Source organism: Falsiroseomonas sp. E2-1-a4 (genome assembly GCF_051433165.1).
In the GTDB taxonomy this organism is placed as follows: domain Bacteria; phylum Pseudomonadota; class Alphaproteobacteria; order Acetobacterales; family Acetobacteraceae; genus Falsiroseomonas.
This window is the reverse complement of the sequence record NZ_JBHMFS010000004.1, coordinates 1-22,440: the sequence shown is the minus strand read 5'-3', so window position 1 is coordinate 22,440 and position 22,440 is coordinate 1. Positions and strand designations below refer to the sequence as shown.

The following is a 22,440-nucleotide window of genomic DNA, read 5'->3' as shown; positions in this document are numbered from 1 at the left end:
CCTCAAGCGCCGGGCGCGCGCTCCGCGCGCTTGGCTCGCCGCATAGGCGGCGGCGCCCATTCGGGCGCTCGGCCGGCATTGCCGGCCGCCCAGGTTGTGCCTGCCGCTCTTTCATTTCGGAATCCTTCCCATGGCCGTCTCCCCCCGCCTGTCCCCCGCCATGTCGGTCCTCCAGACCGCCATGCAGAAGGCCGCCCGCCGCCTGCTGCGGGATTTCGCGGATGTCGAATCCCTCCAGGTCACCGCCAAGGGCGCCGGCGATTTCGTCAGCCAGGCGGACCTCCGCGCCGAACAGACGCTGCGTGAGGAACTGTCGCGCGGCCGCCCCGGCTGGGGCTTCCTGATGGAGGAATCCGGCACCTCCGGCGCCGAGGATTGGGAATGGCGCTGGGTGGTGGACCCGCTGGATGGCACCACGAACTTCCTGCATGGCATCCCGCACTGGGCGATCTCCGTCGGCGTGGAAAAGCGCACCGGGGAGAACACCTCGGAACTCATGGCCGGCTGCATCTACAACCCCGCGGGGAACGAGATGTTCTGGGCCGAGAAGGGCATGGGCGCCTATCTCAACGACAAGCGCCTGCGCGTCTCCGCACGGCGCGACATGGGGTCCGCCCTGTTCGCCACCGGCATCCCCTTCGCCAAGGTGCAGCGCAAGGCGGAATTCAGCGCCACATTGGCGCGGTTGATGCCGCATGTGGCGGGCGTGCGGCGCTTCGGCTCGGCGGCGCTCGACCTCGCCTGGGTCGCGGCGGGGCGGTATGACGGGTTCTGGGAACTCGGCCTGAACAAGTGGGACATCGCGGCCGGGCTGGTCATCGTGAAGGAGGCCGGCGGCTTCCTCTCGGACCCCGCCGGCGGCGAGACCCATTACGAAACCGGTGACGTGGTCTGCGGCAACCAGGCGCTGCACCCGAAGCTGCGGGAAGTGGTGGCCGATGGCATTGCCGCCGCCCAGGCCCACCGGACCGCCGTCACGGGCTGAGTGACCGTTTGAAAACACCGGCGGGTCGGTCCCACGGTGCTTCAATCGGTCACTGAGGTCCGGCCTGCCGCAAGAAGATATTGAAACCAGGGGCGAATCGTCCAAGCCCATGATTTGCAGCGCCGGGGGATTGCTTTAGCCTCCGGCGCAGAATGATCCGTCGCGCCCTCATCCCCACGCTCATTGTCCTGCTCGCCCTGCCGGCGGCAGCGGAACAGGGACTTTCCGCGCGGGCGGAGGGCGGCTGGCGGCTTGCCTTCGAAGCCGGCCAGTCCAGCTTGCCCGCGGCCACCCGCGACGCCATCGCGGGCCTCGCCCCAGGCCTCGCCGCCCTGCCCCAGGGTCGCATCACCGTGGAGGCGCAGGCCAGCTCCCCGGCCGATGATGCCTCCCTCGCCCGCCGCCTGTCGCTCGCCCGCGCCGGCGCGGTGCGGGATGTGCTGGTGGCGGCAGGGCTGCCGGCGACGCGCATCGATATCCGCGCGCTCGGCCGCCGCGACCCGCCCGCCGATATCGCGGAGATCCTTCCCCCCGGCGTGAAGCGGGCCGATGCCGGCCCCGCCCCGAGCAGCACGAGGTAGCGGCATGACCAGCCCGACCGTCTTCCTCTGGCGCATGCTCGCCTTCCTCGCCGCGGTGACGGTGCTGGTCGGGCTGCTGGCGGGCGAACTGGCCACGGCCTTCGCGGCGAACCCCATGCTGAACGGCGTCATCGCCCTGGTGCTGCTGCTGGGTATCGCCTGGAACATCCGCCAGGTGCTGCTGCTGACGCATGAGGTCGAGTGGCTGGAGGCCTTCCGCAACCCGACCCCGGGCGCCCCCTCCCGCCGGCCGCCGCGGCTGCTGGCGGCGATGGCGAGCATGCTGGCGGGCCGGCGTTCCGAACGCCTGTCGCTGTCCGCCATGGCGATGCGGAGCGTGCTGGATGGCATCTCCTCCCGCCTCGATGAAAGCCGCGAACTTTCCCGGTATGCCACCGGATTGCTGATCTTCCTTGGCCTGCTCGGCACCTTCTGGGGCCTGCTGATGACCATCGGCGCAGTCTCCGACGTGATCGGCAGCATGTCGGTCGGCTCGGGCGACATCAATGCGCTGTTCAACCAGTTGAAGACCGGGCTGGCGCAGCCGCTGCGCGGCATGTCGATCGCCTTCTCCTCCTCCATGCTGGGCCTCGCCGGCGCGCTGGTGCTGGGCTTTCTGGATCTCACCGCGGGGCAGGCGCAGAACCGCTTCTATTCGGAATTGGAAGACTGGCTGGCCGGCGCCACCCGCCTGTCCTCCGGCGCGCTCGGCAATGAGGGCGAGGGCTCCATGCCCGCCTATGTCCAGGCGCTGCTGGAACAGAGTGCCGAGAATATGGAGGAACTGCAGCGCGCCATCAGCCGCGGCGAGGATGGCCGCGCGCAATCCAACCAGGCGCTGATGACGCTGACGGAGCGGCTTTCCATCCTGGCCGACCAGATGCGCGCCAGCCAGGTGCTGATGACCCGCATGGCCGAAAGCCAGGCGCAGCTCGCACCCACCTTGCAGCGCATGGCGGATGCCAATGCCCAGGGCGCGCTGGACGATGCCTCCCGCGGGCATATCCGCAACCAGGAACTCTACCTCGCCCGCATCCTGGAGGAGATGACCCAGGGGCGGATGCAGGCCACCACGGAAATCCGCAACGAGATCAAGATCCTCGCCCGCACCATCGCGGCGCTCGCCGAAGAGCCGCCGCGTTGAGGGTGATGTAGCGCCATGGCACTCGGCGGCCGGCGGCGACGGGGTGGCGGCGGGCTGGATGCCTGGCCGGGCTATGTGGATGCGCTGTCCACGCTGCTCATGGTCATCATCTTCGTGCTGCTGGTCTTCGTGCTCGGCCAGGGCTTTCTATCCGTCGCGCTCTCCTCCCGCGACCGGGCGCTGGACCGGCTGAACCGGCAGGTCGGCGAACTGTCCGAATTGCTGTCGCTGGAACGTGGGCAGGCGGAGGAGTTGCGCACCGCCCTCGGCCTGATGACGGATGACCTCCGCGCCGCCATCACCGCCCGCGATTCGGCGCTGGAGGGGCTTTCCGCCCTGCGCGAGGAACGCGACCGGCTGGCTGGCGAACGTGACGCGGCGCGCGGCGAACGCGCCCGGCTTTCGGCCCGGCTGGCCGATCTCGAGGTTTCGGCGCGCGACGGCACCGCCCGAATCGCGGAGCTGGAAGGCCGCCTCGCCGAAGCGCAGGCCCGCGTCGAGGCCGCCGGCGGCGACACCGCTCGCACCGTCCGCACCCTGACCGACGCGCAACGCCTGCTGGCCGCCGAACGCGCGGCGCTGGAGGCGGTGCGGCGCGATCTGGCGGCCTCCCGCACCGAGGTGCAGGGCCTCGGCCGCGAATTGGCCGCGGACCGCGCCACGCTGGCCGCGACGGAGCGCAGCCTGGCGGAAACCCGCGCGGCCCGGGACGCGACGGCGCAGGAATTGGCAACGCGGCGGCAGGAGGCGGAAGCTCTGGCGCGGGACCTCGCTGCAACCCGCGGCACGCTGGACCAGGCCCGCGCCCAGGCCCAGGCGCTGACCCGCGACCTGGCCGGCGAACGCGCCGCCCGTGGCGCGACCGAACGCGAATTGGCCGAGGCGCGCGCGCTGTCCGCGGAACAGCTCGAAGCGCGGCGGCGGGAGGCGGAGGCGCTGGCGCAGGAATTGGCCGGCGCCCGCCAGACCCTGCAGGCCGCGCAGGCCCAGGCGGCGGCGCTCACCCGCGATCTCGCGGATGAACGCAGCGCGCGCAGCACCACGGCGGAGGAATTGGCGGCGCGGCAGCGGGAAGCGGCGGCGCTGGCCGCCGAATTGGCGCAGGCGCGTGCCAGCCTGGAAGCCGCCCGCCGCGACGTGGCCGCCCTGCGCGCGGAAGCGACGCGGCTGGACCAGACGGTGACGGCGGATCGCGCCACCATCCAGGCGCGGCTGTCCGACATCGCCCGCCTCAGCAGCCAGATCAGCGGGCTTGAGGCGCTGCGCGACCAGCTCGAACGTCAGGCCGAACAGGCGCTGGCCCGCGCCGAGGATGAAGCGCGCCAGCGCACCAGCGCCGAGGCCGCGCGGCAGGAGGCGATGGACCTGCTCGGCCAGGCCAGCGCCCGCGCCACCCAGGCAGAACAGGGCCGCACCGCCGCCGCGCAGCTTGCCGCTGAAGCGGGACGGCGCGCGGCGGAGGAGGAGCGACGCCGGGCCGCGGCGGAAGCGCAGGCCGGCGAATTCGGCCGCCTGTCCGAAAGCGCCCGCGTGCGGGTCGCCATGCTGACCCGGCAATTGGAAGCGCTGCGTGGTGAGCTCTCCCGCGTCGCGGCCGCGCTGGATGCGGCAGAGGATGCGGCGCGGGACAAGGACGCGCAGATCGTGGCCCTCGGCCAGCGGCTGAATGTGGCGTTGGCGGCGCGGGTGGAGGAATTGCAGCGCTACCGATCCGACTTCTTCGGCCGGCTGCGCCAGGTGCTGGGCGATCGGCCCGAGGTTCGCATCGTCGGCGACCGCTTCGTCTTCCAGTCCGAAGTCCTGTTCCCGGTCGGCTCCGCCGAACTCTCGGCGCCCGGGCAACAGCAGATTCGGGATATCGGGCTGGTGCTGCTGGACCTCGCGCGGCAATTCCCGAGCGATCTCGGCTGGATCCTGCGCGTCGATGGCCATGCCGATCGCAGCCCGATCCGCGCCGGCGGCCGCTTTGCCAGCAACTGGGAATTGTCCGCGGCGCGCGCCATCGCCGTGGCGCGGCTGCTGATCGATGCCGGCCTGCCCTCCAACCGGGTGGCGGCGGTGGCCTTCGGCGATACGCAGCCGCTGGATGACAGCGACGGCGCCGATGCCCTGGCGCGCAACCGACGGATCGAGTTGCGGCTGGAACCGGCCCCCACCGGCACCGCCCCCGCGCGCCCGGCCGGCGAGCTGCGACGCATCCTGGGCGAGGTGACGGAGGCACAGGCCTGCGCCCGCCTGGCTGTGGTGGAGGGTGGCGCCACGCCGCGCATCACCGGCCTCGCCCGGCGTGGCACGGAAGCCAGCCTGCGCGCGGCGCTGCAGGCCCGTGGCGCGCCGCCGGCGACGATGGAGGTCCGCGGCTTCAGCGGCCCCTATTGCGAGGTGATCGAGGCGCTGCGCCAGGTGCCGCCGGCCAGCGGACCCGCCGCGCTGCGGCTCGATCTGGTCGGGCGCGGGCCGCTGGCGCAGGGTACGCTGCTGCGGCTGGATCTCGGCGCGCCGGATTGGGGTGGGCAGGTGCAGCTCTACTATCTCTCGAACAGCGGTAACGCTTATCGCCTGCAGCAGCTTCCCGCGCAGTTCCCGGGCGCCCGGGTGCGGCTGGGCGAGCCACGGCAGGGCTTTCCGGGCTGGGAGGTGGCAGAGCCCTTCGGCACGGATGTGGTGGTGGCCATCGCCAGCGACGGGCCGCTGTTCGCCATGCCGCGGCCGGAATGGGAATCGCTGGGCGATTTCGCCGCGGCGCTCGGCGGCGCGGTGGAGGCGGCGCGGCGCGAGGGGCGTCGGGTGGCGGTGCAGATGCTGGCAGTGGAGACGGTGGCGCGATGAGCCTGGTCGGCAAGGTTCTGGGCCTCGCCCGGTTTCCGGTGAAATCCATGGCCGGCGAGGCGCTGCCGGAGGTGGAACTGCGCTGGACGGGGTTGGCGGGGGACCGGCAATACGCCTTCGTGCAGCAGGGCCAACACGGCCGCTTCCCCTGGCTGACCGGCCGCGACCTGTCGGACCTCGTGCGCTACCGGCCGCGTTTCTCGACCCCGGAGGATACGCGCCTATCCCCGGTGGAGGTGACGGCACCCGATGGCGCGGCATTCGATCTGCGCGATGCGGCGCTGGCCGCGCGGCTTTCGGCGGGATCGGGCAAGACTTCCGCACTGATCCAGATGGGCCGCGGCGTCTTCGACCAGATGCCCGTCTCCATCATCACCACGGCCAGCCTGGGGCAGCTCGATGCGCTGCATGGCACGGCGCTGGATGCGCGGCGCTTCCGCATCAACATCCTGATCGAGAGCGACGCGCCGGAAACCGAATGGGCCGGCCAGATGCTGGAATTCGGTGACGGCACCCGGCTGCTGGTGAATGGGCCCGCGCCGCGCTGCGCCATGGTCACCATCTGCCCGGAGACCGCGGCGCGCGATGCCGGGGTGCTGCGGACGGTGGCGCAGCATCTCGGCGGCAATTTCGGCATGTATGCCGCGGCCGCGCGGTTGGGCATGATCCGGCTCGGCGATCCGGTTCGTCTGGTCGCCTGAATACCCCAGCTTCGGATACGCGCATAATGACCACGCTGCATGTCGTCGACCACGCGTTGCTCGCCCATCGGCTGGCGGAGCTGCGCGACGCCGCCACCCCCTCCCCCCGCTTCCGCAAGCTGCTGGCCGAGATCGGTGCGATTCTGACGCTGGAGGCAACGCGCGCCTTGCCCAGCCGCACCGCCCGCATCACCACGCCGCTGGTCGAGATGGACCACCAGGTGCTGGCGACGGCGGAGCCGGTGCTGGTGGCGGTGCTGCGCGCCGGGCTCGGGCTGATGGAGGGCGGCATGCAGGTGCTGCCGGAGGCGCCGGTCGGCCATGTCGGCCTGGTGCGGAACGAGCACACGCTGAAGCCGAGCCAATACATGCTGCGGATGCCGCCGGAGGTCCGCACCCGCGGCGCCATCCTGTTCGACCCGATGCTGGCCACCGGCGGCAGCGCGGTGGCCGCCGTGCAGCGGGTGAAGGAAGCCGGCGCGCCCAGCATCCGCTTCGTCTGCGTCGTGGCGGCGCCGGAGGGTGTGGCGAAGCTCTCCGCCGCGCATCCGGACGTGCCGATCTACACGGCGTCCCTCGATGAAAAGCTGGACCATCGCGGGTTCATCGTGCCGGGGCTGGGTGATGCCGGGGACCGCTGCTTCGGCACGGTGGAATAGCGCCTTGGTGGCCATTTGAGAATGCCGGCGGCTGAGGACCCGCAGGTGTTTTCAAACGGTCACTTAAATCAGCCGGGCCTCGAAGGGCGGCTTGAGGTCCGGCGCGTCGAATTCCACCACCCACAGATCAGGGTCGCGCTTCACCTGGCGTTCGACATAGGCATCGGCCGTCGGCGAATCCACCGGCGCCACGCCGGTGCCGCGCATCCAGGCCTGCCGCCCTTCGGCATCGCGCACCTGGGACAGCACCACCATCGCATCGCGCGCCCGCAGCACGCACAGGATGCCGCCGCTATCCGGGTCCCCCTTGCGGAGCACGGCGCCGGAGCGTCCTGAGATGTCTGACAGGCGCAGCGCCATGGACACCCAGATGCCTGCTTTGACCTTAGGATCCATGCCCCAATTCTCCGCCCATGCGCCGGGCCGCGCAACCCCGTGCGGGCGCATCTTGCGAAGTGGCCGAAGCCGCGCCATTCACCGCATGGACGGAGACAGGTCGCCATGGCGAAGACTGAGGTGAAGGCTGAGGTACTGACCGAGGCGCAGCGCGCCTATGAGGCCCGCCGCGCCGCGAAGGCCGGCATGAGCCTGGACAAATGGCTGGCCGAGAAGGCCCGGCTGCGCCGCGCCGAGGAAAGCGCGGCGAAGCTGGCCGAGGCCGCCAAGGTGCAGGAGCCAGAAAAGAAGGGCTGGTTCGGCCGCCTGATGGACCGCGCGCACAAGCCCATCAAGTAGCGGTCACAGCATCCGCAGCAGTGTGCCGTCGCGCCGGATGGCATGGTGGTAGATGGCGCCGCCGATATGCGCGGCCAGCAGGAAGGGGAAGGCCCAGCCGATCAGGCTGTGCCCCCAATGCAGGATATTCGCCAGGCCCGGCGCTGCCTCCATGAATTTTGGCAGGTCGATGAAGCCGAGGAAGGCCGTCTGGCCCTGCATCGGGAAGCCATAGGCATTGGTGGTGAAAAAGCCGAGCAGCGGCTGAATGATCAGCGCCGCATACAGCCCATGATGCACCCCGGCAGCCACGCGCCGCATCGATTGCGGCAGATGTTCCGGCAGCGCCGGCGGGCGGGACATGCCGCGCCAGGCCAGCCGCGCCACCGCGAGGGCAAGGATCAGCAGGCCGAGGCTTTCATGCAGCGCGTAGAAGGGCATCTTCGCGTCATCCTTCATGAAACGGATGACCGGGCCGGTGGCCAGGGCGCCGAACAGCAGCGGCACCGTCAGCCAATGAAACCACTTGGCAAGGCGCGAATACTGGCCGTCGGGATGCAGCGCATCCTGGCCACGGACGGGCGGCTGCATTGGCGATTCGGTGGCGAGTTCCATGTGCGCGAAGCTCCCGATCCTGCCGGCCCCAATCTTATCGCCAAGGTATGGCATGGCGGGGCGAACGCAATGGACGCAATCACGGCATGATCGCCGCCCATGCGGATTGGAGCATGGCGCCGGGCAAACGCTGGATGGCGCAGGCGGAACGCCTCGGCGGCCGGTGGCACGCCCTGGCGCCGCGCCTGGTGGGCGACACCGCGCGGTTGCTGCCCGGGCTGCTGGCCGATGGCAGGCCGGTGGCGCTCGGGCTGGATCTGCCGCTCGGCGTGCCACGGGACTGGGCGGCCGGGCGGGCGGAGGCGGATTTCCCGGCCTTCCTGGCCGGGCTGGTCGCGCGGCCGGAGTTCTTCCGCGTGGCCGCGACGTTGGCCGAAGTCTCGGCCGCGCAGCCCTTCTACCCGGCGCGCGGCATCAAGGGCATGACGCGCGCGAGCCATGCGGCGGCGCTGGGCCTGGCGGGGCCAGCCGGGCTGTCGCGGCTGTGCGACCGGGCGACGGCGCTGCGGCCGGCCGGCGCGCCGGTGTTCTGGACGCTGGGCGCCAACCAGTCCGGCAAGGCCGCCATCGCTGCCTGGCGCGACTGGATCGCGCCGGCCTTGGCCGCGGGTGCGCCCGTTTCACTCTGGCCCTTCGCCGGCCCGCTGCACGGCCTGCTGGCGCCGGGCCGCGTGGCGCTGGCCGAGGTGTATCCGGCGGAGGCGCTGCGCCAGCTCGGCCTGAAGCTGGCCGGCAGCAAGCGCATGCAGGCGCCGCGCCGCGCCCTGGCCGACGCCTTGCGCGCGGCGATGGACAGGCTGCGCGTGGTGTCCTCCCCGGCGCTCGCCGACCAGGTGGAGGATGGCTTCGGCTCGGCCGGGGAGGATCGGCTGGATTGCGTGCTCGGTCTGCTGGCGCTGATCGCGGTGCTGGACGGCACCCGGCCCGACCACATCCCCGATGATCCCTGGATCCGGCGGTGGGAGGGCTGGGTGCTCGGCCAGACGGATATGCCCTACGCGATTTCCGGATAGAGCTTCGCCGCTCGCGCCACCTGCTTGACCAGCGCCACCAGCAGGTCGAGCTGCGGGGTCGGCGTGCCGGTCAGCCGCGCCAGTTGCAGCGGCGCCTCGAACAGGCAGTCGATCTCCATCGGGCGGCCGAGCTCGAGGTCCTGCAGGATGGAGGGCTTGTGCGCCATGTTGGAGGCCGCGACGCGCGCCACATGGTGGTCCGTCAGCGCCACGCCGAGCGCGGCGGCAATTGCCCGGCCCTCCTCCGCGCTGCGTCGCCCGGCCTCCCGCAGCAGCGGGTCGGCGAAGGTGTCCCGGACGCCGCGGCGTGACAGCACACAGAGCGGACCGTTGCCGAGATTGCCGAGCAGCTTCGCCCAGACCTCCAGCCTTATGTCCGGCGTGACCGGGGATGGCATGCCGCCCGCTTCCAGCACGGCGGAGATGGCGCGGGCACGGTCGCTGATGCGGCCATCGGGTTCGCCGAGGATGACGCGGATATTGCCGTGCTCGGAATGCACCACGCCGGGCGAGACCACCTCGGCCGCCGAATACACCACGCCACCGATGGTGCGTCCCAGGCCCACCGCGGATTCCAGCGCCGCGCCGGGATCGACGGCGGGCAGCCGCATGTCGCGATGCGGCGCGTCCTGCCCCCTGGGCTGGCCGAGAAAATACCACCAGGGAATGCCGTTCATCACGAAGGCGACGGCGGTCTCCGGCCCCAGCAGCGGTGCGATGCCGGCGGCGACATCCGGCAGCGCCGGCGCCTTCACGGTGATGATCACCGCATCCTGCGGCCCCAACTCGCGCGGGTCGTTACTGGCCCGTGGCCGGCTGTGATGCGTGCCGTCATGCGCGTGCACCGTCAGGCCATTGGCCTGGATCGCCGCCAGATGCGCGCCGCGGGCCACCAGGGCAACCTCCGCCCCGCCGCGCGCCAGCCTTCCGGCGATGTGCCCGCCAATGGCGCCGGCGCCATAGACGCAGATCTTCATGCCAGCAGTTCCAACGTCGCCCGCGTCAGCGCCTGCACGCCGTTGCCGATGCAGTCTTCGTCCGGTTGATAAAATGCATTGTGCAGCCGGTCGTCACGCCCCGGCGCACCGCTGCCAATGCGCAGATGGAAGGATGGCGCGCGGGCGGCGAATTCGGAGAAGTCCTCGGAGCCCATGGAGGCCTCGCCCTCATCGATCACATCGCCGAATTGCGCCCGCACGGCGGCCAGTACGGGCGCCATGACGCGGTCCTCATTCACCAGCGGTGGGACCATCTGCTGATAGTCCAGCGTGCATTCCACGCGCATCGCCGTCTGGAGGCCTTCGGCCAGCCGGCGGATCGCCGCCTGCGCCGTGTCCCGCGCCGCCTGGTGCAGCGTGCGGACGGTGCCCTTCAGATGCACGCGCTCGGGGATGATGTTGTAGGTGGTGCCGCCGTTGAAGGCGCCGATGGTGACAACGGCCGGATGCAGCGGCTTCACCTCCCGGCTCACCACCGTCTGTACCTGGGCGACGAAGGCGCTGGCGGCGACGATGGGATCGATCGCGGCATAGGGGTGCGCGGCGTGGCCGGATTTGCCGCGGATGCTGAGATCGAACCGGTCCGAGGCGGCGAGGCAGGCGCCGCGGGCGAAGCCGAACCGACCGACCGGCAGGTCGGGCTGGTTGTGGAAGCCGAGCGCGAGGTCGATCCCCTCCGCCGCGCCATCGGCGATCATGGCCGCGGCACCCTGCAGCACTTCCTCCGCCGGCTGGAACACCAGCTTCACGCGGCCGGCGAACATCGGCGCCAGATCCTTCAGCAGCGCCGCGACGCCGAGCAGCGTGGCGGTGTGGATGTCATGGCCGCAGGCATGCATCTTCCCGGCATGGCGGCTGGCGAAATCCAGGCCGGTTTCCTCATGGATCGGCAGCGCGTCCATATCTGCGCGGATCGCCAGCGTCGGACCGGGGCGGCCACCTTCGATAGTGCCGATCACGCCGGTGCCGCCGATTCCGGTGACGTGTGGAATGCCAAGCCGCGCGAGCTCGGCGGCAACGATGCCGGCCGTGCGTGTCTCCTCGAAGGCCAGTTCGGGATGGGCGTGGATGTCGCGGCGGATGGCCACGAGGGCGGGCGCGATGCCGTATGCGTCCTCCCGAATTCGCCTTTCCAGATCATTGATTCGCATCGCCGCGCGCTCCACACAATGGCTCGGCGGCACCTTAGGTGAAGACTTGGTCACCATGAAGGGCGCCGCCTGAATGGCTCGGACGCGCGGTGCGCGGCCGCGCCACTACTTTAGGGAGAAGAAACATGTCTGCACACCTGACGCGCCGCGCGCTTGCCGCCGGCGCTGCCCTTCTGGCGACGCCGCGACTGGCCCGCGCGCAGGCCTGGCCATCCGGCCCGATCCGCCTGGTGGTACCCTTCGCCCCGGGCGGCAGCACGGACCTGACCGCGCGGTTGGTCGGCGAAGGCCTGGGGCAGCGACTCGGCGTGCCGGTGATCGTTGAGAACCGCCCCGGCGCCGGCGCGACCACGGGTAGCCAGATGGTTGCGGATGCGCCGCCGGATGGCCAGACGCTGGTGATGAGCAACATCGCGAGCCACGCCATCAGCCCGGCGCTCTACCCCAACCTGCGCTACGATCCGGTGACCTCCTTCACCCACATCGCCATGGTCATCACCAACCCATCCGCCTGGGTGGTGAATCGCGACAGCGGCATCAACAACCTGGCGGATCTGGTGCGGGCGGCGAAGGCGCGGCCGGGCGGGCTGGACATGGCATCCTCCGGTGCCGGATCGTCGAATCACCTGATGCTCGTGCGCTTCTGCGAACTCGCGGGCATCGAGCACACCCACATCCCGTTCCGCGGCGCGGGTCCGGCGATGGTGGCAGTGATTGCGGGCCAGGTCCCGATGATGTCGGACAGCCTGCCCTCGGCGGCGTCGCATATCCGACAGGGCACCGTGCGCGCCATCGCGATGAGCAGCGCGGAACGCCACCCGGGCTTCCCGGACGTGCCGACCTTCCGCGAACAGGGCTTCGACATGTCGAGCACGAGCTGGTTCTCGCTGTCCGGCCCGGCCGGCATGGCCGCCCCGGTGGTGGAGCGGCTGCACCGGGAGGTCATGGCCGTGATCGCAACGCCGGCGAACCAGCAGCGCTTCGCCGAGATGGGCGGCACGCCGGGCGACATGACGCCCGCCGAATTCAGCGCCTTCGTGGCGTCCGAAGTGGCGCGCTGGGCGCCGGTGGTGCGCGCGTCGGGCGCCACCGTCGGTTAGTTAAAATTAAGTAATAATCTTGGCGGGTATTCGCGTATGTCTTGGCTGGGCGAGCGCCTTCCAAATGACTAGTGTTGCGGCGATCGGGCCGTCGGCGGAAGCCGGCGGCCCTTCGCGTGGGGAGTGACGGCGAGGGTAGCCGCGCCGTTTGTGTTGTGAAAATTGCCGCCCCCCAAGAAGGGGCTGGCACGAACGAGGTGCGGATGAAGATCAACGCGAAAGACCTGGCGGCGGGGCTTGTACTTCTTGCCTTTGCCGTTGCGGGCCTGTGGTTGAACCTGGACCATACGCTGGGCAATGCCCGCCGCATGGGCCCCGGCTACATGCCGATGCTGGCATTTGGCATTCTGTTCTTCATCAGCGCGGCAATCGTCATCATGGCGATGTTCAGCGGACCGGACAAACTGGAGCGTTGGGCCTGGCGCGAGCTGTTCCTGATCCTCGGGTCGATCTGTGTTTTTGGCCTGATCCTGGAGAAGGCCGGCATGATCCTTACGCTGGCCATCACCATCGGAATTTCAACACTCGCCGACCGGACGCATCGACCCCTTGGCGTCCTGGCGCTAACCGCCTTCCTCGTCGTGCTGTGCTGGCTGGTCTTCATCTACTGGCTCGACATCCGCATTCCGGTCTGGCCCACCTACTTCGGCTATTGAGGGAGCACGATCCATGGAAACGCTTCTCGCGAACCTCGCCCTCGGGTTCAGCGTCGCCTTCAGCCTCGAGAACCTGACCTTCGCGTTGCTGGGCGCCTTCATCGGCACGGCCATCGGCGTGTTGCCGGGCATCGGGCCGGTGGCGACGATCTCCCTGCTGCTGCCGATCACCTTCGGCATGTCGCCGACCACCGCGATCATCATGCTCGCCGGCATCTATTACGGCGCGCAGTATGGTGGCTCGACCACCGCCATCCTGCTGAACCTGCCCGGTGAGGTCAGTTCGGTCGTCACGGTGATCGAGGGCTATAAGATGGCCCGCAACGGGCGTGCGGGGGCGGCGCTGGCCACCGCGGCGCTCGGCAGCTTCTTCGCCGGCTCCGTCGCCACCGTGGTCGTCGCGGCCTCCGGCCCGCTGCTGACCTCCGTCGCGCTGTCCTTCGGGCCGGCCGACTACTTCTCCCTCATGTTCCTGGGCCTGATCATCTCCGCCGTTCTGGCGCAGGGCTCCGTGGTCAAAGGCATCGGGATGGTGGTGCTTGGCGTCGGCCTGGGTCTGGTTGGCACCGATGTGCAGACCGGCCAGCAGCGCTTCACCTTCGGCGTGCCGGAACTGTCGGACGGCGTCGGCTTTGTCGCCATCGCCATGGGCATGTTCGGCATCGCCGAGATCATCCTGAACCTGGAACGCCCCGAATCGCGCAATGTGCTGACCAACAAGGTCGGCAGCCTGTACCTGACGCGGGAAGAATTCCGCCGTGCGGTCCCAGCCGTGTTGCGCGGTACGGCACTTGGCACGGTGCTCGGCATCCTGCCGGGCGGCGGCGCTTCGCTCTCCTCCTTCGGGTCCTACATGGTCGAGCGGAAGGTCTCGAAGTACCGGCATCTGTTCGGCACCGGCGCGATCGAGGGTGTCGCCGGACCCGAGGCCGCCAACAACGCCGCCGCGCAGTCCAGCTTCATCCCGCTGCTGACGTTGGGCATCCCGGCCAATGCCGTGATGGCGCTGATGGTGGGCGCGCTGATCATCCAGGGCATTCAGCCCGGCCCGCGCATGGTGGAAGCGCAGCCTGACCTGTTCTGGGGCCTGATCTGCTCCATGTGGGTCGGCAACCTGATGCTGCTCGTCATCAACCTGCCGATGATCGGCATGTGGGTGAAACTGCTGGAGGTGCCGTATCGCCATCTGTACCCGGCGATCATGATCTTCTGCGCCATCGGCATCTACTCCATCAACAACAACGTCTTCGACGTGTACCTGATGGTTCTGTTCGGCATCTTCGGCTACCTCTGCTCCAAGCTGAAGCTGGAAGGCGCGCCGCTGCTGATCGGCTTCGTTCTCGGGCCGATGATGGAGGAACACCTCCGCCGTGCGATGCTGCTGTCCCGCGGCGACGTGATGGTGTTCGTGGAGCGGCCGATCTCCGCCGCCATGTTGGGCATTGCCGCCATTGCGTTGCTGGCGATGCTGCTGCCCGCCCTGCGGTCCGGCAAGGAAAAAGCGATGGCTGAGGGCGGCTGACGCCTTCACCACGAACCGACAAGCAAGGGGCCGCTCCGCAAGGGGCGGCCCCTTTCGTTTGCGCGGGCGCCGACGCACCCTGCGGCGAACACGCAAGGAATCGTCCCACATGGATCTGCAACTGACTGGCAAGGTCGCCCTGGTCACCGGCGCCTCCGCCGGCCTCGGCCGCAGCATCGCCCGCCTGCTGGCGGAGGAAGGCTGCAAGCTGGCGCTGCTCGCCCGCCGCATGGGCCGGCTGGAGGATTTCGCCGCCACCCTGCCCGCCTCCGCCCAGCCGCTGCTGCTGGCCGAGGACGTGACGGACCCCACCGCCGCGATTCGCACGCGGAATGCCGTGCTGGCCCGATTCGGCCGCTGCGACATCCTGGTGAACAATGCGGGCGGCAGCCGCCCGCAGCAGGATCTCGGCCCGGATGAGGTCTGGCAGGAATCGATGGAAATCAATTTCCACGCCGGCCGCCGCATGGCCCACGCCATCATCCCGGCCATGCAGGCCCAGAAATTCGGCCGCATCGTCAACATCACCGGCAGCGACGAGCCGCATATCATCAACGCCGCCAATGCCCCGAACGGCGCGGTCCACATCTGGGCCAAGGCGCTGTCCCGCCAGTTGGGCCGGGATGGCATTACGGTGAATTCGGTGCCACCTGGCCGCCTGCGGTCGGAGCAGATCGATGCGCGCATCCTGCCGGATGAGGCCGCGCGCCAGGCCTGGGCGGAAAAGGAGGTGCCGGTCGGCTTCATTGGCGAACCGGACGACCTTGGCGTGCTGGTGTGCTTCCTGTGCTCCCCGCGCGCCCGCTACATCACCGGGCAGGTGGTGCATGTGGATGGCGGCACGCACCGCTTCAGCCACTGATACCAAATCCCGCGGATCGTGACCGGTTGGGGCTATAGCTCCAACGCCCTCAGGCGCCAGCGCTTCGCTTGGCTCGCCGCACTCGCGGCGGCGGCCATTCGGCCGTTCGACCGGCGTCGCCGGCCGCAGGTTCCGGTCGGGATCTGATATGAGGGCCAGCGGCCTTGGGCGCGACTGGAGAGGGAAATGCCCCGTACGGGATTCGAACCCGTGTTACAGCCTTGAAAGGGCCGTGTCCTAGGCCTCTAGACGAACGGGACAGGCTGGGATGGCGGGCCGTATGGCGTCCGATCGCGTTCCGGTCAACCCCCTTTCCGGATCAGGCGAGGCCCATCCGGGTCTGCCGGGCGGCCCAGCCGGCCAGGCCGGGCAGCCCCGCCACGGCCAGAACCAGCGCCGCCGGGGCGCGCGCCATCAGCCCATCCGCCACCGCCGCCAGCCGCATGCCCGGCCGCACCGCCCGCGCCCAGGCGGCATGGTGCGCTGCCGCCGTCCCGCCCTGCGCGATCGCCAGCCCGGCGCGCTGGCCAGAGGCGAGCGCCATGGCGATGCCATCGCCACACAGGGACGGCACGACCGAGGCCTGGTCCCCCACCCGGAACAGCCCCGCCGGGCCGGCCGCGCCGTGGATGAAGCCGTAGGGCACGCCTCCCACCGCCAGCGGCCGCGCCCAGGCGGGCCGCGCGTGGCGAAGCAGTGCGGCGGCCAAAGCCGAGCCCTGCCGCACCATCCCCAGCAGTGCGGCCGGATCACGCGCCGCCCGCGCGAGGCCCGGCGTGCCGGGGGCCAGCGCCAGGCAGAGATTGGCACCGCCACCAGCGCGCGGCTGCAACCCGGCATAGCCGCCGCGGAAGGCCAGCAGGGCGATGGCGTCGCCGAGATCCACCCCGTCCAGCGCCAGCTTCAGGCCCAGCGCGCCGGGCCCCACCGGGCGGGCCAGGCCGCGCATCTCATGCTTGCCGGTGGCCAGCACCAGCCGCGCGCCATCCAGGCAGGCGCCATCCGCCAGGCGCAGCCGCCAGCCGGCCGGCGTGGGCTCCGCGGCCACGGCCGCCGCCCCGCAGCGCAGCACCGCCCCCTCCACCACGGCGCGGTGCAGCAGCGCGGCATCCAGCGTGGCGCGCGGCAGCGACCAGGCCGGAAAGGGCAGCGCGAAATCGCAGCGATGCCGGCCCGCGCCGATCCAGGCCTGGCGGATCGGCACGGCGCCAAGCGCCTCCAGGTCCAGCCCCAGCCCGGCCAGCAGCGCCGCCGCATCGGCGCCCAGAAATTCGCCGCAGACCTTCTCGGCCGGCTGCGCCGCGCGCTCGACCAGCACCGGCGCGCCGCCGGCGCGGGCCAGGGTGATCGCGGCCGCGGCACCTGCCGGGCCGCCGCCGAGGATCAGCGTTCTCACGCGCCCGGCCCTTCCACCGCCCAGCGAAACGGCAGCACCCAGCGCGGCGTCGCCTCCACCCTGGCCACGCCGATCAGCCGCGTCCAGTCGGCCCGGCTGAAGCCGCGGGCGACGGAAATCGGGCCGTCATGGCAGACCATCGGGTGCATCCGCAGCAACCGCGTGCCGGCCCATACGGCGGCCCAGGGGATGGGGTGGCGGTGCAGATCCAGGATCAGCCAGCGCCGTGCCGCATGGGCCGGCAGCCAGCGCAGGAAGCGCACCAGCGTGGCGTCGTCCAAATGGTGCGCGAACAGCCCGCAGACCACCACGTCGAAGCGGCGCCCCGCCGGCAGGTCGAACAGATCGGCGGTGATCCAACGCGCCGGCGTCGCCTGCCGCATGGCATGGGCTTCCGCCCAGGGGCTGCGGTCCAGCCCCCAGAGGTCCAACGCCACGCCACGGCGCACGCCCCAGGCGGCCATGGCGCGCAGCGCATCGCCGCCGCCGGCGCCGACATCCAGCACGGAGAGCGGTTCGCCCGGTCGCTCCGCCGCCACGCGGTCCAGGAAGCGCAGCAGCGGCGTGGTGGCGAAGGTCATGCGGTTGATCCGCGCGAGGTCCGCCAGGGCCGCGTCGAAATCCGCCTCGGTCTGGCCGGCATCGTCCATGATCTCGGCGGCGGTGCTGCGCGGCATGGTCAGGCGACCCGGAAGCGCATGGCTTCGGCCGAAAGGCCCGGGCCGAAGGCCAGGGCGCAGCCGGGGCCGGGCCGGGCCGCGGCCAGCATCCGCGCCAACACGAACAGCACGGTGGCGGAGGACATGTTGCCATGCGAATCCAGCACCGCCCGGCTGGTCTCCAGCGCAGTCTCCGGCAGGTCCAGCCCATGCGCCACCGCGTCCAGGATGGACCGCCCGCCAGGATGCACCGCCCAATGCGCCACCTCCCCTACCGCACGCCCACCCAGCATGACGGGCGCCAGATCCGGCAGGGCATGCGCCAGGGTGAAAGGCACCATGCCGGACAGCGTCATGTCGAAGCCGGCATCGCCGATCCGCCAGGTGATCTGGTCCGCCGCTTCGGGGATGACGACGCTGCTGAAGCCTTCCATCTCCAGCCCCTCCGGCTCCGCCGAGACCACCGCCGCGGCGCAGCCATCGGCGAACAGCAGGAAGCACAGAAGCTGTTCCAGCGCCGTGGTGTCCTGCAGATGCAGGGTACATAGCTCCAGGCACACCACCAGCACCCGCGCCTTGGGTTCCGACCGCACCATGTGCCAGGCCAGCTTCAGCGCATTGATCGCCGCCTGGCAGCCCATGAAGCCCACCGTGGTGCGCTCCACATTCAGGGGCAGGCCGAAGCGGGCGATGATCTGGCGATCCAGCCCCGGCGCGACGAAGCCGGTGCAGGTGGCGACGATCAGATGGGTGATGCCGGGGCCGTCCCGCTCCATGCCGAGGTCCAGCAGCGCCCGTTCGGCCAAGGGCGAGGCCTCCGCCTCCCACCGCGCCATGCGGGCGCGGGTGGTCGGGAAGGCGCCGCCCTGGCGATAGAAGCCGCAGGCGGTGCCGGAGCCTTCGGGCTGGGACGGCTCCAGCACCGAATGGCGGGTGGTGATGGCAGCGCGTTCCGCCATGCGGCCGAAGGCCCGCGCATCCCGCCCCAGCGCCTGATGGGCGGCGAAGGCGCGGAAAGCGCCGTGCACCTGGTGCCGCGGCAGGGCCGTCGCGATGCGGTTGATAAAGACTTCGGTCATCAGTTCCAGCCTGGGTTGCGGCGCATCACATTATCAACAGAACCGTATCATTGCGTCATCCGCCCGAAGGATTGGTGGCGTGTTTCGATCAGGCGGGGATGAGCCATGCAGAAAAGCCGGGACAAAGTCGTGGTTTCTTCCGATAAGGGGTGTCTGCGCGGGTCCAGATGCCCATATGGCCCACTCGCCGTCATGGCGGCGCGCCCCCCTTTCGTCGGCCTCTCCGCCTGCCGGTCACCCGGTGGGGGCGGGGATGTGTCATCGGCCTGGGGGGCTGGGGTGGTTGAATGGTGAAGAAGTGGCCTTCGGCCGCCTCGGCGGAACGAAGAGGAGCGGATCGACAGATGGACGGCATGTTCGCACGCAAGGCAACGGATCGCGACGAAATGGCTGGCGCTGGGCCCCTGCCCTACGACCATGCCGGCGCCCCCGACATGCCCGGTATGGCGGAGCACGAATCCTTCGACGTCGAGATGGTGGCGGACCCGCTGCCGATGGACGAGATCGAGGATGCGGCGAACTCCCTGCTCGAGGAATTCGGCCTCGGCAACACCGGCAATGATGACCGCGTCGCCCATGGCGATGACGAGGAATCCGGCCCGACCCTTGCAGCCGATGAGCCGCAGGAGGCCGGCGACGGCCAGCCCGCCGGGCGCAACATCTCCGCCGCCGCAGCTGCCGCGGCCAGCCGGTCCGACGACCCGGTCGCGCTGTTCCTGCGTGAAATGGGCGTTGCCGAGCCGCTGACGCGCGAAGCCGAAATCGCCATCGCCCAGCGCATCGAGGCCGGTCGCGATGCGATGCTGGCCGCCTTGTGCGAGAGCCCCACCACCTCCGCCGCGCTGATCCAGTGGCGCGATGCGATCGCGGCCGGCCGCATGCCGCTGCGCGACGTGATCGAGCTGGAGGCGACCGCCGCCGCCAATCTGCCCGAGGAAACGCTGCTGGAGCCCGCGCCGGAAGGCGAGGATGCCGCGGTCGAGACGCCGCACGCGACCATCGATGCCCGCCTGAAGCCGGAGGCGCTGGCCGCCATCGACGCCGCGCTGGAAGGTCTGACCGCGCTGCGTGCCGCCGGCACCAAGGCGGCGAAGGCCCGGACGGAGGCGGTGTCCCTGGTCACCGGACTGCGCCTGCGCCCGGCCCGGATCGAGGAGCTGATCGAGCGGCTGCGCGATGCCAACCGCGCGCTGATGATGCTGGATGGCCGTGCCCTGCGCCTGGCCGAGGCCGCGCGCATCAGCCGTGGCGACTTCCTGAAGCTGTGGAATGGTGGCGCCGCGGGTGCCTCCGCGCGTCTTGAGGGTGCCGCCAAGCCCGCCGGCCTGCGCGACCTGAAGGCCGGCCTGGTCGATGTGCGCGCCGAGCTCGCGCGCATCGAGGAAGCCTGTGGCCTGACCGCGCCGCAGCTCCGCCGCCTGCATGTCGAAGCCGCCAGCGCCGAGCGCGACATGCGCCGGGCGCGGGAAGAACTCACCCGCGCCAATCTTCGCCTGGTGGTCTACATCGCCCGCAAGTATCGCAACCGCGGCCTGATGCTGGGCGATTTGATCCAGGAAGGCAGCCTGGGCCTGATGCGGGCGGTCGAGAAGTTCGACTGGCGCCGTGGGTTCAAGTTCGCGACCTATGCCACCTGGTGGATCCGCCAGTCCGTCACGCGCGCCATCGCCGACCAGTCCCGCACCATCCGCGTTCCCGTCCACATGACGGAAACGGTGGGCAAGGTGGTCCGCACCGGTCGTCGCCTGGCGCAGCAGACCGGCCGCGAACCGACGCCGGAAGAACTGGCGAACCGCCTCGGCATGCCGCTGGAGAAGGTCCGCACCGTACAGGGCCTGGCGAAGGAGCCGGTGAGCCTCGAAGCCCCGATCGGCGAGGAAGGCGATGCCCGCCTCGGCGACCTGATCGAGGACAAGGACGCGATCCTGCCCTTCGACGCCGCCGCCCGCGCCGGGCTGCGGGATGCCGCCGGCAAGGTGTTGGGCGACCTGACGCCGCGTGAGGAACGCATCCTGCGGATGCGATTCGGCATCGGCATGAACAGCGAGCACACGCTGGAGGAAGTCGGCCGCACCTTCGGCGTGACGCGGGAGCGCATTCGCCAGATCGAGGCGAAGGCCCTCGGCAAGCTGCGCCAGTCCAACCAGGGCCGCGCCCTCCGCAGCTTCCTCGAAGCCTGACCTAAAAGCCCTCTCCCCCCGCTCGGGGGGAGAGGATTGGGTGAGGGGGGCGCGCCGCGCCCATTCGTAAGGAGCCACCCCCATGGCCCCCACCATCCCCTTCGACAATTCCTATGCCCGCCTGCCGGAGCACTTCCATGCCCGGCAGCCAGCGACGCCCGTTGCGGCGCCGCGACTGATCCGGCTGAACACCGCACTGGCCGAGCAACTCGGCATCGACCCTGCCGCGCTGTCGGTGGATGTCCTGGCCGGCAACACCGTGCCGGAGGGCGCGGAACCCCTCGCCCAGGCCTATGCCGGCCACCAGTTCGGGCATTTCACCCCCCGCCTCGGCGATGGCCGCGCCATTCTGCTGGGCGAGGTGGTGGGTCGGGACGGCCAGCGGCGCGACATCCAGCTCAAGGGCTCCGGCCCCACCCCCTTCTCCCGCCGCGCCGATGGCCGTGCCGCGCTCGGGCCGGTGCTGCGCGAATACATCGTCAGTGAGGCGATGGCCGCCTTCGGCGTGCCCACCACCCGCGCCTTGGCCGCGGTCGCGACCGGGGAGGAGGTCTTCCGCGAAACCCCCCTGCCCGGCGCCGTGCTGACGCGCGTCGCCGCCAGCCATATCCGCGTCGGCACGTTTCAATACTTTGCCGCCCGCGGCGACGGCGCGGCGGTGCAGGTACTTCTGGATCATGCCATTGCCCGGCACGACCCTGCGGCGGCGCAGGCCGAGCAGCCTGCGCTCGCCTTCTTCCAGGGCGTGGTGGCTCGGCAGGCGGCGCTGATCGCACGTTGGCTCGGTCTCGGCTTCATCCATGGCGTGATGAACACCGACAACATGACCATCAGCGGCGAGACCATCGACTACGGCCCCTGCGCCTTCATGGAGGCCTACGACCCCGGCGCGGTGTTCAGCTCCATCGACCATGCCGGCCGCTACGCCTACGCCAACCAGCCGCGCATCGCGCAATGGAACCTGGCCCGGCTGGCCGAGACGCTGCTGCCGCTGTTCGCGGCCGATGAGGACGCGCAGATCCAGGTGGCGCAGGAAGCGCTTTCGGGCTTCGCACCGATCTTCCAGGCGGCCTGGCTCGGGACCTTCCGCGCGAAGCTCGGCCTGGCCGGCGTGGAGGAAGACGACGCCACGCTGATCCAGGGCCTGCTGTCCCGCATGGCGGCGAACCAGGCGGATTTCACCCTCACCTTCCGCGCTTTGGCGACGGAGCCGGCATCGGCGCGCGCACTGTTCGCGGACCCCGCCGCCTTCGATGGCTGGGCGGAAGCCTGGCACGCGCGTCGGGCGCTCGGCGCCTTGCCGGATGCCGCGATGCGCGCGGCGAACCCGGCCTTCATCCCGCGCAACCATCTGGTCGAGGAAGCCATCGCCGCCGCCACCAGCCGCGACGATTTCGGCCCCTTTGAAACACTGGTGCACGTGCTGTCCCGCCCCTTCGAGGACCAGCCGGACCATGCACGCCATGCCCTGCCGGCGCAGCCGGAGGAACGCGTGCTGGCGACCTTCTGCGGCACCTGAAACCCAACGCGGTGGGTGGGGGGGGGGGGGGGGGGGGGGGAACACCCCCCCCCCCCCCCCCCCTCCTGGGGGGGGAG

General features: G+C 70.6%; 21 protein-coding genes and 1 tRNA gene. 14 read left to right on the top strand and 8 right to left on the bottom strand.

The window, feature by feature from the left end; translation table 11 throughout:
- Nucleotides 1–130 precede the first annotated feature (130 nt).
- The 6 genes from ACFHNC_RS05640 to upp all read left to right on the top strand — a co-directional run bounded on the left by ACFHNC_RS05640 (nt 131) and on the right by upp (nt 6,899).
- On the top strand, nt 131–985 hold the full coding sequence (locus ACFHNC_RS05640) for an inositol monophosphatase family protein (protein WP_437168245.1): 855 nt from the start codon (nt 131–133) through the stop codon (nt 983–985).
- A gap of 152 nt (nt 986–1,137) precedes the next feature.
- Nucleotides 1,138–1,566 (top strand): OmpA family protein, encoded by a 429-nt coding sequence (locus ACFHNC_RS05635; RefSeq protein WP_437168244.1) that lies wholly within the window; start codon nt 1,138–1,140, stop codon nt 1,564–1,566.
- A gap of 4 nt (nt 1,567–1,570) precedes the next feature.
- On the top strand, nt 1,571–2,710 hold the full coding sequence (locus tag ACFHNC_RS05630) for a flagellar motor protein MotA (protein ID WP_437168243.1): 1,140 nt from the start codon (nt 1,571–1,573) through the stop codon (nt 2,708–2,710).
- Between the two features lie 15 nt (nt 2,711–2,725).
- Nucleotides 2,726–5,539, top strand: a complete 2,814-nt coding sequence (locus tag ACFHNC_RS05625) for a peptidoglycan -binding protein (protein ID WP_437168242.1) — start codon at nt 2,726–2,728, stop codon at nt 5,537–5,539.
- Complete coding sequence (locus ACFHNC_RS05620; RefSeq protein ID WP_437168241.1) at nt 5,536–6,240, top strand: MOSC domain-containing protein; 705 nt, start codon at nt 5,536–5,538, stop codon at nt 6,238–6,240. The genes ACFHNC_RS05625 and ACFHNC_RS05620 overlap by 4 nt, the downstream gene beginning before the upstream one ends.
- 26 nt (nt 6,241–6,266) lie before the next feature.
- Nucleotides 6,267–6,899: a uracil phosphoribosyltransferase gene (upp, locus tag ACFHNC_RS05615; RefSeq protein ID WP_437168240.1), complete on the top strand. Its 633-nt coding sequence runs from the start codon at nt 6,267–6,269 to the stop codon at nt 6,897–6,899.
- Between the two features lie 63 nt (nt 6,900–6,962).
- Here the strand turns inward: upp and ACFHNC_RS05610 are convergent, their stop codons facing one another.
- On the bottom strand, nt 6,963–7,295 hold the full coding sequence (locus tag ACFHNC_RS05610) for a DUF1491 family protein (protein WP_437168239.1): 333 nt from the start codon (nt 7,293–7,295) through the stop codon (nt 6,963–6,965).
- Nucleotides 7,296–7,400: 105 nt separating this feature from the next.
- Here ACFHNC_RS05610 and ACFHNC_RS05605 point away from each other — a divergent pair, with 105 nt between their 5' ends.
- Nucleotides 7,401–7,634: a hypothetical protein gene (locus ACFHNC_RS05605; protein ID WP_437168238.1), complete on the top strand. Its 234-nt coding sequence runs from the start codon at nt 7,401–7,403 to the stop codon at nt 7,632–7,634.
- A gap of 3 nt (nt 7,635–7,637) precedes the next feature.
- On the opposite strand, the gene ACFHNC_RS05600 is transcribed toward ACFHNC_RS05605, so the two are convergent.
- Nucleotides 7,638–8,228, bottom strand: a complete 591-nt coding sequence (locus ACFHNC_RS05600) for a cytochrome b (protein WP_437168237.1) — start codon at nt 8,226–8,228, stop codon at nt 7,638–7,640.
- An 86-nt stretch (nt 8,229–8,314) separates the two neighbouring features.
- Here ACFHNC_RS05600 and ACFHNC_RS05595 point away from each other — a divergent pair, with 86 nt between their 5' ends.
- Entirely contained in the window at nt 8,315–9,241 is a 927-nt protein-coding gene (locus ACFHNC_RS05595; RefSeq protein WP_437168236.1) for a hypothetical protein, read from the top strand.
- Here ACFHNC_RS05595 and ACFHNC_RS05590 read toward each other — a convergent pair.
- Together ACFHNC_RS05590 and ACFHNC_RS05585 are read right to left on the bottom strand one after the other, a co-directional pair.
- Nucleotides 9,223–10,218, bottom strand: a complete 996-nt coding sequence (locus tag ACFHNC_RS05590) for a ketopantoate reductase family protein (RefSeq protein WP_437168235.1) — start codon at nt 10,216–10,218, stop codon at nt 9,223–9,225. The genes ACFHNC_RS05595 and ACFHNC_RS05590 overlap by 19 nt on opposite strands.
- Entirely contained in the window at nt 10,215–11,390 is a 1,176-nt protein-coding gene (locus ACFHNC_RS05585; RefSeq protein ID WP_437168234.1) for a M20 metallopeptidase family protein, read from the bottom strand. Before ACFHNC_RS05585 ends, ACFHNC_RS05590 begins: the two co-directional genes overlap by 4 nt.
- 125 nt (nt 11,391–11,515) lie before the next feature.
- On the opposite strand from ACFHNC_RS05585, the gene ACFHNC_RS05580 reads away from it, so the two are divergent.
- From ACFHNC_RS05580 to ACFHNC_RS05565, 4 genes are all read left to right on the top strand, one after another.
- Entirely contained in the window at nt 11,516–12,490 is a 975-nt protein-coding gene (locus ACFHNC_RS05580) for a Bug family tripartite tricarboxylate transporter substrate binding protein (RefSeq protein ID WP_437168233.1), read from the top strand.
- A 203-nt stretch (nt 12,491–12,693) separates the two neighbouring features.
- Complete coding sequence (locus ACFHNC_RS05575; RefSeq protein WP_437168232.1) at nt 12,694–13,146, top strand: tripartite tricarboxylate transporter TctB family protein; 453 nt, start codon at nt 12,694–12,696, stop codon at nt 13,144–13,146.
- A 13-nt stretch (nt 13,147–13,159) separates the two neighbouring features.
- Nucleotides 13,160–14,668 (top strand): tripartite tricarboxylate transporter permease, encoded by a 1,509-nt coding sequence (locus ACFHNC_RS05570; RefSeq protein WP_437168231.1) that lies wholly within the window; start codon nt 13,160–13,162, stop codon nt 14,666–14,668.
- A 109-nt stretch (nt 14,669–14,777) separates the two neighbouring features.
- Nucleotides 14,778–15,530 (top strand): SDR family NAD(P)-dependent oxidoreductase, encoded by a 753-nt coding sequence (locus tag ACFHNC_RS05565; RefSeq protein ID WP_437168230.1) that lies wholly within the window; start codon nt 14,778–14,780, stop codon nt 15,528–15,530.
- A 187-nt stretch (nt 15,531–15,717) separates the two neighbouring features.
- Here the strand turns inward: ACFHNC_RS05565 and ACFHNC_RS05560 are convergent.
- The 4 genes from ACFHNC_RS05560 to ACFHNC_RS05545 all read right to left on the bottom strand — a co-directional run bounded on the left by ACFHNC_RS05560 (nt 15,718) and on the right by ACFHNC_RS05545 (nt 18,664).
- Nucleotides 15,718–15,790 (bottom strand) — tRNA-Glu (locus ACFHNC_RS05560).
- A 59-nt stretch (nt 15,791–15,849) separates the two neighbouring features.
- Nucleotides 15,850–16,926 (bottom strand): NAD(P)/FAD-dependent oxidoreductase, encoded by a 1,077-nt coding sequence (locus ACFHNC_RS05555; RefSeq protein WP_437168229.1) that lies wholly within the window; start codon nt 16,924–16,926, stop codon nt 15,850–15,852.
- Nucleotides 16,923–17,603, bottom strand: a complete 681-nt coding sequence (locus tag ACFHNC_RS05550) for a methyltransferase domain-containing protein (protein ID WP_437168228.1) — start codon at nt 17,601–17,603, stop codon at nt 16,923–16,925. Before ACFHNC_RS05550 ends, ACFHNC_RS05555 begins: the two co-directional genes overlap by 4 nt.
- Nucleotides 17,604–17,605: 2 nt before the next feature.
- Complete coding sequence (locus ACFHNC_RS05545; protein ID WP_437168227.1) at nt 17,606–18,664, bottom strand: type III polyketide synthase; 1,059 nt, start codon at nt 18,662–18,664, stop codon at nt 17,606–17,608.
- 344 nt (nt 18,665–19,008) lie between these two features.
- Between ACFHNC_RS05545 and rpoD the strand changes: the two genes are divergently transcribed.
- Both rpoD and ACFHNC_RS05535 read left to right on the top strand, forming a co-directional pair.
- Nucleotides 19,009–20,844, top strand: coding sequence for an RNA polymerase sigma factor RpoD (gene rpoD, locus ACFHNC_RS05540; RefSeq protein ID WP_437168226.1), 1,836 nt, complete (start codon nt 19,009–19,011; stop codon nt 20,842–20,844).
- An 82-nt stretch (nt 20,845–20,926) separates the two neighbouring features.
- Nucleotides 20,927–22,363: a protein adenylyltransferase SelO gene (locus ACFHNC_RS05535; protein ID WP_437168225.1), complete on the top strand. Its 1,437-nt coding sequence runs from the start codon at nt 20,927–20,929 to the stop codon at nt 22,361–22,363.
- Nucleotides 22,364–22,440: the final 77 nt, after the last annotated feature.